Origin of the sequence: Xanthobacter pseudotagetidis (assembly GCF_043194795.2) — a bacterium.
Classification (GTDB): Bacteria; Pseudomonadota; Alphaproteobacteria; order Rhizobiales; family Xanthobacteraceae; genus Xanthobacter; species Xanthobacter tagetidis_A.
This window is the reverse complement of sequence record NZ_CM195534.1, coordinates 3,614,171-3,628,086: the sequence shown is the minus strand read 5'-3', so window position 1 is coordinate 3,628,086 and position 13,916 is coordinate 3,614,171. Positions and strand designations below refer to the sequence as shown.

The window sequence follows — 13,916 nt, the reverse complement described above, 5'->3', positions numbered from 1 at the left end:
CGCGCCCGCACCCGGAGCCCTGGACGTGGTCTCCCCCGGAACCGCAGAGCGGGTCCGTCCGGTCAAGGCCGGGCTGCTCCTGTTCGCGCTGCTGGCGCTCGCCGCCTTTCTCGCAGCCATCGCCATCGGCCCCCTGTCCATCGCCCCCGGCCGGGTGCTGGCGGTGATCGCCGACGCCCTGTGGGGCGAGGGCGGGGCGCTCACCGGCGCCGCCCTGCGCGAGCGCGTGGTGGTGATGGACGTGCGCCTGCCGCGCGCGGTCCTCGGCGCCCTGGTGGGCGCGGGAACGGCGGTGGCCGGCGCCCTCATGCAGGGCGTGTTCCGCAACGCGCTGGCCGATCCCGGCCTTGTCGGCGTGGCGCCGGGTGCGGGCCTCGCCGCCGTGGCCTGGGTGGTCTTCGGCGGCGCCGTTGCCCAGTTCCTGCCGCCCGGCCTGCAGGGGCTTGGTCTCTCGCTCGCGGCGTTCACCGGCGGGCTCCTGACCACGCTCGTCATCGCCCGCCTCGCCACCAGCAACGGCCACACATCGGTTGCGACCCTGCTGTTCGCGGGCCTCGCCCTCGGGGCGCTGGCGAGCGCGGGCACCGGCGTGATGGTGTTCGTCGCCAGCGAGCAGCAGACCCGCGAATTCCTGTTCTGGACCATGGGCAGCCTCGGCGGCGCCACGTGGCTGAAGGCGGCGCTCACCGCGCCGTTCGTGATCGTGCTCGTGGCGCTCACGCCCTTCCTTGCCCGCGGGCTCGACGCCATGGCGCTGGGCGAGGCGGAGGCCTTCCATGTGGGCATCGATGTCAACGGCCTGAAGCGCATCTGCGTGGTGGCGGTGGCGGCCGGCGTCGGCGCGGCGGTGGCGGCGGCGGGCGTTGTCGCCTTCATCGGCCTCATGGTCCCGCATCTGGCGCGGCTCGTGATCGGCCCGGGGCATCGCGCTTTGCTGCCGGCGTCGGCGCTGCTTGGCGCGGCGGTGGTGCTCGGCGCCGACATCCTCGCGCGCATGATCGCCGCGCCGGCCGAGCTGCCGCTCGGCGTCGTCACCGCGCTCATCGGCGCGCCGTTCTTCCTGTGGCTGCTCATGGGCCGCCGGGCATTCGCGGGCTAGGGGGCGAGGATGCGGGATTCCCTTCTCAGCGCGCGCGGCGTGAGCGTCGCCATCCGCGGCAAGCGCCTCGTCAGCGAGGTCGACCTCGACGTGGTGCCCGGCACCGTCACCATCCTCGTGGGGCCGAACGGGGCCGGAAAGTCGACCCTGCTGAAGGCGCTCACGGGCGAGATGCGCCTTGCCGCGGGCCGCGTCACGCTCGACGGCGCCGACATCCATGCCATGCCGCCGCGCGATCTCGCGTTCCGACGGGCGGTGCTGCCGCAGGCGGCGGAGGTGGCGTTCCCCTTCACGGTGGAGGAGGTGATCGGCGTCGGCCTCATCGGCGCGCAGGCGCCGGACCGCGCCGATCACGTGGCGCGCCTGCTCCAGCGGGTGGACCTGCCGGGCTTCGGCGGCCGGCGCTACGACAGCCTGTCGGGCGGCGAGCGCCAGCGGGTGCAGCTTGCCCGCGTGCTGGCGCAGATCGACTGCGCGCGGCGCGCCTACCCGGATGGAGCGGCGCCTCCTGCCTTCCTGTTCCTGGACGAGCCGACATCGAGCCTCGATCTCGGCCACCAACTCACCGTGCTCGGGCTCGCGCGCGCGCATGCGCGGCAGGGTGGCGGCGTGCTGGCGGTGCTGCACGACCTCAACCTCGCCGCCATGGTGGCGGATCGCATGGTCGTGCTGGCCGGCGGGCGCGTGGTGGCGGAGGGGGCGCCGGGCGCGGTCCTCACCGATGACGTGCTGGCGCGCGCCTTCGGGGTGAGGGTGCGTGTCGGCGCGGTGCCGGCCGGCCCCTTCGTCCTGCCCCAGAGCATCGGCGCCGAGGGGCTCAGGCCCTGAGCCGTCCGGGCGCGTAGCGCATGGTCACACGGTCGCGGCCAGCGCGCTTGGCGGCGTAGAGCGCCCGGTCGGCCCGCTCCATCACGTCACCGATGTCGCGGTCCTCGGGCGCGGCGAGGGTGGCGCCGATGCTGGCCGTCACCCGGATGCGCGCGGCGCCGACGTCGAGGTCGCGGTGGCCGATGGCGGCGCGCAGCCGCTCGGCGAGGGCGAGGAGGCCGGCGGCGTCGACGTCGCGGGTGAGGATCACGAACTCCTCTCCGCCGATGCGCGCCGCCCGGTCGGAGCCGCGCACCACTTCGGCAACGGCTGCCCCCACCGTCGCCAGAACCAGGTCGCCCGCCTTGTGGCCATAGGTGTCGTTCACGCGCTTGAAATGGTCGATGTCCACCATCAGCAGGCCGACGGTGTCGTTCGCCCGGGTTCCCGACAAGGCGAGCCCGGCCTCCGCCAGGAAGGCGCGCCGGTTGAGAAGCCCCGTGAGCGCGTCGGACTCGGCGATGCGGCGCAGGTCTCCCAGGTCCTTCGCGTGCTGCGACGACTGGGCGCTGATGCGATCCTCCGCCAAACCGACCCGGCGCAGCAGCCCCCGCAGCGCCCCTGACAGCCGCACGATCTCCCGGCTGCCGTGGCGGCGCGGCAGCGTCCCGGCATGCGCGGTGCGGCCGATTTCATCGGCGTGATCGGCGAGGTCCACCAGCGGCCAGGCGATGCGGCGCGCGAGCAGGCTCGCGGCCGCGAGCGTGAGCACCAGCGCGGCAAGCCCCACGGCGAGGACGACGCCGGCCAGAGTCCAGGCTTCGCCGAACGCCGCCCGCACCGGCTGACGGGCGATGACGATCCAGTCGATGAACGGGGCGTGATCGTCGCCATCGGCGACCGCGAAGCCGGTGAGCGCGCGATCGGTGCCCGCATCGTCGATCAGGGCGCCCGACTTCGCCGCCAGAAATTGCGCGATCCGGGCCGCGTCATAGGGCCGGCTTTCGGGACGGGGGCCGAGCAGCATGCGGCCGTCGCGGGAAAGGAGCCAGATCTCGGACGGCGTGATCCGGTCGCTATCGATAAGGTCGCGGCGCAGCGCGTCTGCATAATCAAGCGACAGCTGGGCGACGAGCGCGCCGGCGATCTCGCCCCGGTTGGGCGCTACGGGCAAGGCGAGCAGGGCCGCGGGCGGCGCCCTGCCGGTCCGTGCCGCGCCCGGTTCCGCCACAGGCGCGCCGGCCGGCGCCGTGGTCCCGCCGCCGGCGATATCGCGATAGGTCGGGCCGGCGAGCGCCTCGCGGAACCAGCTCTCCGAGGCGACGGACTGGTTCTCCAGGGCCCCGCGTGTCGCCGAGGCGACGGTACCGTCGGTGCGCACGAAGCCGATCCAGGCGCGCCGGTCCATGGAGGCCGCGAGCTGGTCGAGCACCGCCCGCAGCCGCGCCGGGTCGCCGCCCCACACATCCTTCATCTGGTCGGACGCGGCGAGCAGGGTGAGGTCGGAGAGGCGCTCGCGCATCTCCTGCTCGAGGCGTCCGGCATAGGCCCTGGCGGTATCGCGCATCTCGTCCTTGATGCGCGCGATCGCCACGTCGCGGGTGATCGCTGCGGCCACGAGGGCCACGGCGGCGAGACTGACCACGAACAGCACGCCCATGGCCAGAGCGATCTGCTGGGCGAGCGTCATGCGGTCGATAAAGGCCGCCAGGCGCCGGCGCGGGCCGTCGAGCATGGGCTACTCCCTGTCCTGCCGGGGCCGGACGTGGCGGAGGATACACTTTTTGCCGGCTGCGTTCAGGCGAGCGCCTCGGCGGCCTTCAGCACCTCCTCGGCATGGCCGGGGATCTTCACCTTCGGCCAGGTGCGCGCGACCTTGCCGTCGCGGCCGATGAGCAGGGTGGCGCGCTCGATGCCCATATATTTGCGGCCGTACATGCTCTTTTCCACCCAGACGCCATAGGCCTCCAGCATTTCGCGCGTCTCGTCCGAGCCGAGCGGGAAGTCGAGGTCGTACTTGGCCTTGAACTTGTCCTGGGCGGTCACCGGGTCGGCGGAGACGCCTAGGATGGCGGTGTCGGCCTTGGCGAAGGCGTCCTTGAGGCCGTTGAAGGCGATCGCCTCCTTGGTGCAGCCTGAGGTGTCGGCCTTGGGGTAGAAATAGAGCACCAGCTTCTTGCCGGCGAAATCGGAGAGCTTGACCGCGCCGCCGCCGTCGCGCTTGAGGGTGAAGGCCGGGGCCTTCGCGCCCACCTCGGGAAATTTGCTCATTCGCCTTCCTTTCGACGTGTTCCGCGCCATTAGGGGACGGAGACGCGCATTGCGCCGGGGAAATGACGCGCGTTGATCTACCTCATCTTTACGCCGCGCGCGCAGGATAGGTTCACAAAAGGGAGTCGCGGGGCCGAGGGCGGCGGACAGGGCGATGCTTGAAGAGAGGCCGGGGTCGGTTTGGACCTTAGGTTGCGGGAGGTGATGACAGACCCATGCGGGACACCGTGAGACAGACCCCACCGGTCCGACGGGCGCCGCGCCGCGCGCGCCGTGGATTCATGGGCCTCCTCGTTCCGCAGGGACGCGTGGCGCGAATCTACATGTTCGTGTGCCTCGGCCTGATCGCGCTCGGCGGGGTCGCGGCGGTGACGCTCTATGTCCTCGTCGCCAGCGGCGTCGTCACCGCCAACATCGCCACCCCCTACATCGCGCAGGCGCTCGCCGAGCGCATCGGCGGCGGCCACAAGGTCGTCATCGGCTCCACCACGATCGAGACCGTGGACAATGGCGCGACCGCCGTCGTGGTGCACGACATCAAGGTGATCGGGCCCGACGGCCAGCTGGTCGCCTCCGCGCCCAGCGCCGAGGTGGAACTCGAGGGCTCGCTGCTGTCGCTGGCGCCGAAGGCGCGCCGCATCGACCTCGTGGGCGCCGAGATGACGGTGCGCATCGCCGCCTCGGGCCACCTCGCTGTGGCGACTGGGCGCGGCGCCAAGCCCATTTCTCCCGCCTCCCTGCCGACGAGCGCCGCCCCGCAGGGCGCGGCCGGACAGTCCGCGCCCGCTCCGGCGCAGCTGGCCGATCCGGCGGCGCTTGGCGCCGCGGTCCCGGGCGCGGCTTCCGGCGACGGCGTGGCCGCCAATTCCGATCCGCTGGTGCTCGCGGTGCTCGCCCGCTGGACGGAGGAGCTGGAGGCGGCGGGGTTCGACGGCGGCGCGCTTGCGGACGTGGGTCTCAAGAACGGCACGCTGATCGTCGAGAATGAGAGTTCCGGCCGGCGCATCGTGTTCCAGAACATCGGCGTGCGGCTCGCCCGTCCCTCGGGCGGCGGGGCGCAGCTCACCTTCACCTCTCAGGGGCCGCACGGCATCGCCACGGCCGTGGCCCGCATCGGCCCGGCGAGGGACGGCGCGCGCGCCGTCGAGATGAAGCTCGACAACGTGTCGACCCGAGACCTGGTGCAGGCCTTCAGCCAGGATCACCGGCGCTTCTACATGGACACGCCGCTCGACGCGACGCTCTTCGCCCGCCTCGGGCTCGACGGCGCGGTGAAGGCGGCGAAGGCGGAGTTCGTTTTCGGCGCCGGCGCCGTCGGCAACGGCGAGGCGGTGGACGAGCGGTTCCACATCGACACGGCTCGCCTTGAGGCGGTGCTCGATCCGGCGCGCCGCGTCATCGCGCTCGGGCCGATCGTCGCCATCAAGGGGCAGAACCGCATCGGCCTCAAGGGCGAGATCGTGGTCCCGGCCCGGGTGGGCGATCCCTGGTCCTTCAGCCTTGGTCCGGACGGCATCGTGCTCGCGGGAGAAATGTCGGAGCCGCCCGTCACGCTCGATCGGGTCGCGGTCTCCGGCCGCTGGACCAGCCCGGACAAGCGCCTCGTCGTCGACAAGGGCTTCGTCGGCGGGCCGACCGGCAGCATGAGCTTCACCGCCGCGTTCGATTTCGGCATGGCGGCGCCGACCCTGTTCTTCGACGCCTCCACCACCCCCCTGCCGGCGGCGACGCTGAAGCGCGTCTGGCCGGTCTCGATCGCGCCGCCGGCGCGCCAGTTCGTGGTGGAGAACGTGTCCGCCGGCACCGCCGACAGCCTCACCGTGTCGGTGCGCATTCCCATGGACCTGATCGGCCAGAAGCAGATTCCGCTGCCCGACGACGCGGTGGACCTGAAGGTGGCGGCGTCGGGGGTCACGGTGCGCCCCGTGCAGGGCCTGCCCCCGGTGGCGGGCGCCAAGCTTGCCATCGCCGTCACGGGACGGAGCGTGCGCATCGCCATGCCGTCGGGCACTGTCGTGACGCCCCAGAACCGCAAGCTCGCGGTGAGCGACGGCATCATGCTGATCCCGGATTATTTCCCGCGCGAGCCCACCTCCCAGATATCCGTGAAGTTCGAGGGGCCGGCCGATGCCGGCATCGAGATTCTCGGCATGGAGCCGCTGAAGGGCCCCACCGGCACCGCCTTCGACCCTTCCACCACGCGCGGGCGCCTCTCGGCGCTGCTGCAGGTGAACATCGTCTTCCGCAAGGTGATGAAGCCGGAGGACATCGACTATTCCTTTGAGGCCTCCCTCACCGATTTCGGCGTCGACAAGGTGTTCCACGGCCAGCGCCTGGAAGGGGCCACGGTGAAGGCCTTCGCCTCGCCCGCGGGGGTGGTGCTGCGCGGCGAGGGCAAGCTCGGCGGCGCGCCGGTGGCGTTCGAGTACGAGAAGAAGAAGGACGTCGCCGATTCCGACATCCGCGTCAGCGCCAATCTCGACGACGCGGCGCGCGAGCGGCTGGGGGTGGACGTGCCCGGCGTGTTCGGCACCCTCGGGGTGCGCCTCGTGGGCACCACCAACAACAAGGACACGCGCGCCAGCATCGAGGTCGACCTCACCGCCGCGCGCATCCAGGACCTCATCCCCGGCCTCTCCAAGCCCGCCGGAAAGCCGCTGAAGGCGCGCTTCACCCTCAACGACAAGGGGCCGTCGGTGCGGCTCGAGGACCTCGTCCTCGACGGTTCCGGCACGCTGCTGAAGGGATCGCTGGAGCTGTCCGACGGCGGCGAGCTCATCGGCGCCCAGTTCCCGACCTTCCAGCTGTCGGACGGCGACAAGGCCGCGCTTCGCGCCGAACGCTCCGGCGACGTGCTGAAGATCCGCATCACCGGCGAGGTGATGGACGCCCGCGGCATCATGAAGAGCCTCGTCTCCACGCCGCCGCCCTCGAAGAAGCCGCAGAAGACGCCCGACGTGGACGTGGATGCCAAGATCGGCGCGCTCACCGGCAATTACGGCGAGGTGTTGCGCCAGTTCGAGCTCCAGACCAGCCGCCGTGGCGTCGAAATGCGGGCTTTCGTGCTCACCGCCAAGGCCGGCCGCGACGGCTCGGTCGCGGGCGAGATGCGCTCCTGGCAGGGCCGCCAGCGGGCGCTGCACGTCGCCACATCGGACGCGGGCGCCATGCTGCGCTTCCTCGACATCTACGCCAAGGTCCAGGGCGGCGAGGCCTGGCTCGTCATCGATCCGCCGCGCAGCGACCAGACGCCCCAGGAGGGGGTGCTGCACATCCGCGACTTCGCCATCAAGGGCGAGCCGGGGCTCGACCGGCTGGCGAGCGCGGCGCGCGACAGCTCAGGCCGCGCGGAGCCGGGCTCCGCGATGTTCGACAAGGCGCAGGCCCAGTTCGCCCGCACCACCGGCAAGGTGACGTTCCGCGAGGGCGCCATCTGGGGCCCCTCCGTCGGCGCCACCTTCGACGGCACGCTCGACTTCGCGCAGGACCGCATGGCCATGCGCGGCACCTTCGTGCCCGCATACGCGCTCAACAACATGTTCTCGAAGCTGCCGCTGATCGGCTTGTTCCTCGGCGGCGGCCCGAACGAGGGGCTGCTCGGGGTGACGTTCGAGATCGTCGGCCCCATCTCCAGCGGCCCGACGCTGCGCATCAACCCCATGTCGGCGGTGGCGCCGGGATTCCTGCGCAAGATCTTCGAGTTCCGCGATTCCAACGTCCAGCCGCCGACCCGGTGAGGCGGCGGCGCTGCCGCTCAGCGCTCCACGAACGCCTTCTCGATCACGTAGTGGCCGGGATCGGACGCGCTGCCCTCCTTGAAGCCGCGGCCCTCCAGCAGTTCCACCACGTCCTTCAGCATCTGCGGGCTGCCGCAGAGCATCAGCCGGTCGTTCTCCGGCGTGATCTCGGGCAGGCCGAGATCCGAGAAGATTTTGCCGGCATTGATGAGGTCGGTGATGCGCCCCTGATTGCGGAACGGCTCGCGCGTCACGGTCGGGTAATAGACGAGCTTTTCCGCCACCATCTCGCCGATGTGCTCGTCGTGGGGGAGCGCGGTGGTGAGGTAGTCGTCGTAGGCAAGCTCGGCCACTGTGCGCGTGCCGTGGATCAGGACGATCTTCTCGAACCGGTCGTAGGCTTCCGGGTCCTTCACCACCGAGAGGAAGGGCGCGAGCCCGGTGCCGGTGGAGAGCAGCCACAGGGTGCGGCCGGGCAGCAGGTTCTCCTGGATCAGCGTGCCGGTGGGCTTGCGGCCCACCAGGATCTTGTCGCCCACCTTGAGGTGCTGGAGCTTCGAGGTGAGCGGCCCGTTCGGCACCTTGATGGAGAAGAACTGCAGGTCCTCCTCATAGTTCGCGGACGCCATGGAATAGGCACGCAGCAGCGGCCGGCCCTCCAGCATCAGGCCGATCATCGTGAACTGCCCGTTGAGGAAGCGGAAGCCGGGATCGCGCGTGCAGGTGAAGGAGAACAGGTTGTCGGTCCAGTGATGAACGCTCTTCACCGTCTCTTCGTTGAAATTGCTCATTGCGAAATCCAATTCGATGTGCCGCAGGGAGAAGGCGGCGAAATACAGATATACGCTGTGGGATGCGTTAAATTCACTCTACAGGATGTGATCTGGAGGAAAAAGTGCGACGCCGTGTCTCGATGCCGGCTTTTCCGTCTCCGTCTCCGGCGCTGGGTCAGGCTCCGCCATTGGCGCGGACGCCACGGCCTCAGGTCCAGCCGAGGTCACGGCGAGCGGCGCAGGCGGGTCGGGCTCAGGCTCCTCGATCAGCTCCGAAGCCAGGGGAAGCGGCTCGGGCACGTTGCGTTCCGCCAGGAGCAGCGGCCCGAGAAAGGCGGCGAGGTCCTCGGTCTCGAACTTCGCGCAATCCACGCCTGCGGCCCGGCCGGCGCCCATGTCGCTGTCCTTGTCGCCCACCATCAGGCTCTTCTCGCGCACCACCGGCCAGTGCTCCATGAGATCGATCAACATGCCCGGCGCCGGCTTGCGCCAGCCAGTGGGGCGCCGATGGGCCTCGATGAGCGCGTCGGGATGGTCGGAGCAGTAGCGGATGTCGTCGAGATGGGCGCCGAATGCGCGCAGGTGCCGCTGGAGCGTGGCGTTGCACCGATCCACGTCCGCCTCAGTGTAGTAGCCGCGCCCGACGCCGGACTGGTTGGTGACGAGGAAGACGTAGAAGCCGAGATCGTTGGCCTGCTTCACCGCCGCCGCCGCCCCCGGCAGGAACACCAGCCGCTCGGGATCGTAGACGTAGCCGTAGTCCACGTTCAGCGTGCCGTCGCGGTCGAGGAACAAAGCGGGCCGGGGCGAGCGGATTTCCGTCGGCAGGCGCGCCGGGGGCGGCACGAGCCGCCCGCCGAGGGTGCCGGCCTCCGCCAGGCGGCGCAGGGCGGCCGCCAGCGTGACGGCGTCGCCCAGCCCGGCCAATGCGTCATGCTCCAGCAGCGCCAGGTTGGCAAAGCCGTGCCGCGGCGCATCGCCCAGGCGCCGGCCGGGCAGGGCGCGGTCCTCCTCCAGCAGGAACGCCGCATCCGCCGCGCCCTCGTAAAGCGCTGCGACGCCGGCCCGGGCGGGCGCCAGAGCCGCCATCAGATCGAGCCAGTTGAAGTCCGGCAGCGTCAGCCCGCTCGCCACCAGCACACGGGCGCCGAGCTCGGGCAGGCGCGTGCGCAGCGTGGCGAAGGGAGAGCCGGTGGCGAAGCTGTCGACCTGCGGCATCGGTTCCAGGGCCGGCAGCGAGCCGAGCGCCTCGTTCACGGCGAAGGTGCAGGCCGGCGCATGGAAGATATGGACGGAACGGAAGCCGTGGCGGCCGGCCTCGGCGATCAGCCGCTGGAGCCGCGCCGGATCACCGTCCGCCGCGGTGTCGGTCGCGCCCAGCAGCACGACCACCACGTCCGGCGCGTCTTCCGCGAAGGCGTGGCCGGCCCGCATGGCGTCACCGGCCGGCCCGGGGGAACAGGCGTGCCTCGACCCGCTCGCAGATGATGTGCGCGGTGGCGAGGTGCACCTGCTGGATCAGCGGCGTGGAGGCCGACGGCGCGGCGAGCACGATGTCGCACAGCGGGCCCATGTCGCGCGGGTCCTCGCCGGTGAAGCCGACGGCGACCGCACCGCATGCGCGGGCCATCTTGAGCCCCTCCACCACGTTGGGCGAGCGGCCGGAGGTGGAGATGCCCACCGCCACGTCGCCCGGCTTGGCGAGGCCGGCCACCTGGCGCGAGAATACCTGCTCGTAGCCATAGTCGTTGGCGATGGCGGTGAGCACCGAGCTGTCCACGGTGAGCGCCAGCGCCGGCAGCGGGGCGCGGTCGTAGCGGAAGCGCGAGAGCAACTCGCCGGCGATGTGCTGGGCGTCACCCGCGCTGCCGCCATTGCCGAACAGCAGCACCTTGCCGCCATTGCCGAGGCAGGTCACCCAGGCTTCGGTCATGGCGCTCGCGGCGGCGAGGAAGGCTGGCGCGGCAAGCGCCGCCTCCAGCACCGCGCGGGACTGGTCCAGATAGTCGGCGATGGCGTTCTGGTCGGTGGTCTTCATCTGGCCTTCATGAGGTCCGCTGAGCGGCGCGGTGCCGGAACGCCACGGCGCATGTCATTTCCTGCAGCGGTTTAGCAGGGAAGGGCGTGGGCAACAAACGGTCGCCCTTCTCGTGATGCCGTTCACTGCCAAAGCTGCTTGTCTTTTCAGGCATGGAGGCCGTGAGGAACCTAAGCCGTTGTTATATTTAACGCCGTTATGCCCCGGCTTGTCCGGGGCATAACGGGGCCGCTTGCGCCGCGCCTCGGGACATAACGGTCGGCCGCCCGCAGGGTGGATCCCCCGGACAAGCCGGGGGATGACGGAGCAACCAGGTGTCGGGGCTATTATTGAGGCCCTATTGGTTCCTAAGAGACTCTAGAGGCCCTCGTCCGCGAGGCGGGCGAGATAGGCGCCGTAGGTGGACTTGGCGAATGCCTTCGCCTGGACGCGCAGCTGCGCCACGTCGATGAAGCCGGCGCGGAAGGCCACCTCCTCGGGAGCGGAGACCCTGAGGCCCTGGCGCTTCTCGATGATCTGCACGAACTGCGCCGCCTCGACGAGCGAATCCGGTGTCCCGGTGTCGAGCCAGGCGAAGCCGCGCCCCATCATGGAGACATGGAGCTGCCCGCGCTCCAGATAGGCCTTGTTCACGTCGGTGATCTCGATCTCGCCGCGCGGCGAGGGCTTGAGGCCGGCGGCGATCTCCGCCACCTGGTTGTCGTAGAAATAAAGGCCGGTCACGGCGAGGTTGGACTTCGGCTTTGCCGGCTTCTCCTCCAGGGAAAGCACGCGGCCGGTCCGGTCCATCTCCACCACGCCGTAGCGCTCGGGGTCGGTGACCGGATAGCCGAACACGGTGGCGCCCTCGATGCGGCGCGCGGCGTCCTGCATCAGCTCCGGCAGTCCGTGGCCGAAGAACAGGTTGTCGCCCAGCACCAGCGCCACGCGGTCGTCGCCCACGAAGTCGCGGCCGACGATGAAGGCGTCCGCGAGCCCGCGCGGATGCTCCTGCACCGCATAGCTCAACGAGATGCCGAACTGGCTGCCGTCCTTGAGCAGCGCCTGGAACAGGGGCGCGTCGTGGGGCGTGGTGATGATCAGGATGTCCTTGATGCCCGCCATCATGAGCGTGCACAGGGGATAGTAGATCATCGGCTTGTCGTAGACCGGCAGCAGCTGCTTGGACACGACGAGGGTGATGGGGTGGAGCCGGGTGCCGGAGCCTCCGGCGAGGATGATGCCCTTCACTTTGCCTCCTCGGTACGCGTCCCGGCGGCTTCGGCGCCGATAAGCTGGTCCACCACCTCGCGCGCGCGCTCGGTCCATGGCGCGGCCTTGTAGCCGAAGGTGCGCTCGAACAGCGCGCTCGACAGCTCGGAATTCCTCGGCCGGCGGGCCGGGGTGGGGTATTCGGCGGTGGTGATGGGCGCCACCTCCGGCGCGCGGCCGGTGTGCCGGGCCGCCGCCGCGACGATGGCGCTGGCGAAGCCGTGCCAGGTGGTCGCGCCGGTGCCGGCGAAATGATAGGTGCCGAACCGCGCCTCGCCCCTCGCCGCCGCATCCGCCGCCACAAGCAGCGCCTCGGCGAGGTCGCGCGTCGCGGTCGGGCATCCGCGCTGGTCGGCCACCACGGTCAGGCGGTCGCGCTCGCCGGCGAGGCGCAGCATGGTCTTCAGGAAATTGTTGCCGTAGGGGCCGTAGACCCAGGAGGTGCGCACGATCACGTGCCGGTCGGTGGCGGCGCGCACCGCCGCCTCGCCCGCCGCCTTGGTGCGCCCGTAGACGCCGAGCGGCGCCACCGGGTCCGCCTCCACATAGGCGCCTTGCTTGGTGCCGTCGAAAACGTAGTCGGTGGAGACGTGGATCAGCGGCGTGCGGTAGCGCGCGCAGCGCTCGGCCATGTGGCCGGGGGCGAAGGCGTTGGCGCGGGCGGCTCGCTCCGGCTCGCTCTCGGCCTTGTCGACGGCGGTGTAGGCGGCGGCGTTGATGACGGCGTCCGGCCGGTGCGCCTCCAGGGCGCGGGCCACCGCCACCGGGTCGCACACGTCGAGCGCGGCGCGGTCGAGGGCGACGAAATCCAGCTCGCGCGCTCCGGCGAGGCCGCAGATCTCGCGGCCGAGCTGGCCGCCGGCGCCGAACAGAAGAATGCGCGTCACGAGGCAAGGCCCAGGCGCTGGCCCTGGTAGCGGGTGCGCAGGGGCTCCCACCAGTCGCGGTTGGAGAGATACCAGTCGACGGTGGCCTCGAGCCCGCTCTCGAAGGTGTGGCGCGGGCTCCAGCCGAGCTCGCGCGCGAGCTTGGAGAAGTCGATGGCATAGCGCGCGTCATGGCCCGGGCGGTCGGTGACGAACCGGATCAGCCCCTCGCGCGGGCCGATCGCTGCATCCGGAACGCGAGCGTCGAGCACCGCGCAGATGGCGCGCACCACGTCGATGTTGCGCCGCTCGCTGGCGCCGCCCACGTTGTAGCTCTCGCCCGGCCGGCCCTTGGTGGCGATCAGCACCAGCGCCTCGGCATGGTCCTCCACGTAGAGCCAGTCGCGCACGTTCTCGCCGGTGCCGTAGACCGGCAGCGGGGCGCCTTCGAGCGCGTTGAGGATGACCAGCGGGATCAGCTTCTCGGGGAAGTGGTACGGGCCATAATTGTTCGAGCAGTTCGACATCACCGCCGGCAGGCCGTAGGTGTGGAACCAGGCTCGCACCAGGTGGTCCGAGGCGGCCTTGGAGGCGGAATAGGGCGAGTTCGGCTGGTAGGGCGTGTCCTCGCGGAACAGGCCCTCCGGGCCGAGGCTGCCGAACACCTCGTCGGTGGAGATGTGGTGGAAGCGGAACGCCGCGCGCTCGCTCTCCGGCAGCGCGCGGAAATGGCGCAGCGCCTCCTGCAGCATCGTGTAGGTGCCGACCACGTTGGTGCCGATGAACTCGCCCGGCCCATCGATGGAGCGGTCCACGTGGCTCTCGGCGGCAAGATGCATCACCAGCTCGGGGCGGAAGGAGGAGAAGGCGGCGCGCACCGCGGCGGCGTCGCAGATGTCGGCCTTGAGGAAGGTGTGGTTCGCATGGCCCATCGCCCCCGCCAGGGAGCCGAGGTTGCCCGCATAGGTGAGCTTGTCGAAGGTGAGCACCTGGTGCCCGAGCCCGATCAGGTGCCGCACCACCGCCGAGCCGATGAAGCCCGCGCCTCCCGTCACCAACACGCGCATGCGATCC

Annotated in this window: 11 protein-coding genes; 3 read left to right on the top strand and 8 right to left on the bottom strand. The window is 70.8% G+C overall.

Annotated elements, in window-relative coordinates; all coding sequences use genetic code 11:
- Positions 1–25: 25 nt before the first annotated feature.
- Together V5F67_RS16590 and V5F67_RS16585 are read left to right on the top strand one after the other, a co-directional pair.
- Positions 26–1,099, top strand: a complete 1,074-nt coding sequence (locus tag V5F67_RS16590; protein ID WP_509210578.1) for an iron chelate uptake ABC transporter family permease subunit — start codon at positions 26–28, stop codon at positions 1,097–1,099.
- A 9-nt stretch (positions 1,100–1,108) separates the two neighbouring features.
- A complete protein-coding gene (locus tag V5F67_RS16585) occupies positions 1,109–1,927 on the top strand; it encodes a heme ABC transporter ATP-binding protein (RefSeq protein ID WP_394016701.1) in 819 nt (272 codons plus the stop codon).
- Here V5F67_RS16585 and V5F67_RS16580 read toward each other — a convergent pair.
- Positions 1,917–3,641, bottom strand: a complete 1,725-nt coding sequence (locus tag V5F67_RS16580) for a sensor domain-containing diguanylate cyclase (protein WP_394016702.1) — start codon at positions 3,639–3,641, stop codon at positions 1,917–1,919. The two genes, V5F67_RS16585 and V5F67_RS16580, sit on opposite strands and share 11 nt — an antisense overlap.
- Before the next feature lie 62 nt (positions 3,642–3,703).
- Positions 3,704–4,177: a peroxiredoxin gene (locus tag V5F67_RS16575; protein ID WP_394016703.1), complete on the bottom strand. Its 474-nt coding sequence runs from the start codon at positions 4,175–4,177 to the stop codon at positions 3,704–3,706.
- 308 nt (positions 4,178–4,485) lie between these two features.
- Between V5F67_RS16575 and V5F67_RS16570 the strand changes: the two genes are divergently transcribed.
- Positions 4,486–7,914, top strand: coding sequence for a YhdP family protein (locus V5F67_RS16570; protein WP_509210577.1), 3,429 nt, complete (start codon positions 4,486–4,488; stop codon positions 7,912–7,914).
- 17 nt (positions 7,915–7,931) lie between these two features.
- Here V5F67_RS16570 and V5F67_RS16565 read toward each other — a convergent pair whose 3' ends face one another.
- The 6 genes from V5F67_RS16565 to rfbB all read right to left on the bottom strand — a co-directional run bounded on the left by V5F67_RS16565 (position 7,932) and on the right by rfbB (position 13,909).
- Entirely contained in the window at positions 7,932–8,705 is a 774-nt protein-coding gene (locus V5F67_RS16565) for a ferredoxin--NADP reductase (protein ID WP_394016705.1), read from the bottom strand.
- Between the two features lie 78 nt (positions 8,706–8,783).
- Positions 8,784–10,121: a D-glycero-alpha-D-manno-heptose-1,7-bisphosphate 7-phosphatase gene (locus V5F67_RS16560; RefSeq protein WP_394016706.1), complete on the bottom strand. Its 1,338-nt coding sequence runs from the start codon at positions 10,119–10,121 to the stop codon at positions 8,784–8,786.
- Between the two features lie 4 nt (positions 10,122–10,125).
- Entirely contained in the window at positions 10,126–10,725 is a 600-nt protein-coding gene (locus V5F67_RS16555; RefSeq protein ID WP_394016707.1) for a D-sedoheptulose 7-phosphate isomerase, read from the bottom strand.
- Positions 10,726–11,082: 357 nt separating this feature from the next.
- Positions 11,083–11,955: a glucose-1-phosphate thymidylyltransferase RfbA gene (gene rfbA, locus V5F67_RS16550; RefSeq protein WP_394016708.1), complete on the bottom strand. Its 873-nt coding sequence runs from the start codon at positions 11,953–11,955 to the stop codon at positions 11,083–11,085.
- Positions 11,952–12,863 carry a dTDP-4-dehydrorhamnose reductase gene (gene rfbD, locus V5F67_RS16545; protein WP_394016709.1) on the bottom strand — a complete coding sequence of 304 codons (912 nt, stop codon included), beginning with the start codon at positions 12,861–12,863 and terminating at the stop codon, positions 11,952–11,954. The genes rfbA and rfbD overlap by 4 nt, the downstream gene beginning before the upstream one ends.
- Complete coding sequence (gene rfbB / locus V5F67_RS16540) at positions 12,860–13,909, bottom strand: dTDP-glucose 4,6-dehydratase (RefSeq protein WP_394016710.1); 1,050 nt, start codon at positions 13,907–13,909, stop codon at positions 12,860–12,862. The genes rfbD and rfbB overlap by 4 nt, the downstream gene beginning before the upstream one ends.
- Positions 13,910–13,916: the final 7 nt, after the last annotated feature.

Excerpts from the sequence above, each read along its gene's own strand:
- V5F67_RS16585 (WP_394016701.1), top strand. The coding sequence starts at position 1,109 with ATGCGGGATTCCCTTCTCAGCGCGCGCGGCGTGAGCGTCGCCATCCGC.
- V5F67_RS16580 (WP_394016702.1), bottom strand. The coding sequence starts at position 3,641 with ATGCTCGACGGCCCGCGCCGGCGCCTGGCGGCCTTTATCGACCGCATG.
- V5F67_RS16575 (WP_394016703.1), bottom strand. The coding sequence starts at position 4,177 with ATGAGCAAATTTCCCGAGGTGGGCGCGAAGGCCCCGGCCTTCACCCTC.
- V5F67_RS16565 (WP_394016705.1), bottom strand. The coding sequence starts at position 8,705 with ATGAGCAATTTCAACGAAGAGACGGTGAAGAGCGTTCATCACTGGACC.
- V5F67_RS16560 (WP_394016706.1), bottom strand. The coding sequence starts at position 10,121 with ATGCGGGCCGGCCACGCCTTCGCGGAAGACGCGCCGGACGTGGTGGTC.
- V5F67_RS16555 (WP_394016707.1), bottom strand. The coding sequence starts at position 10,725 with ATGAAGACCACCGACCAGAACGCCATCGCCGACTATCTGGACCAGTCC.
- rfbB (WP_394016710.1), bottom strand. The coding sequence starts at position 13,909 with ATGCGCGTGTTGGTGACGGGAGGCGCGGGCTTCATCGGCTCGGCGGTG.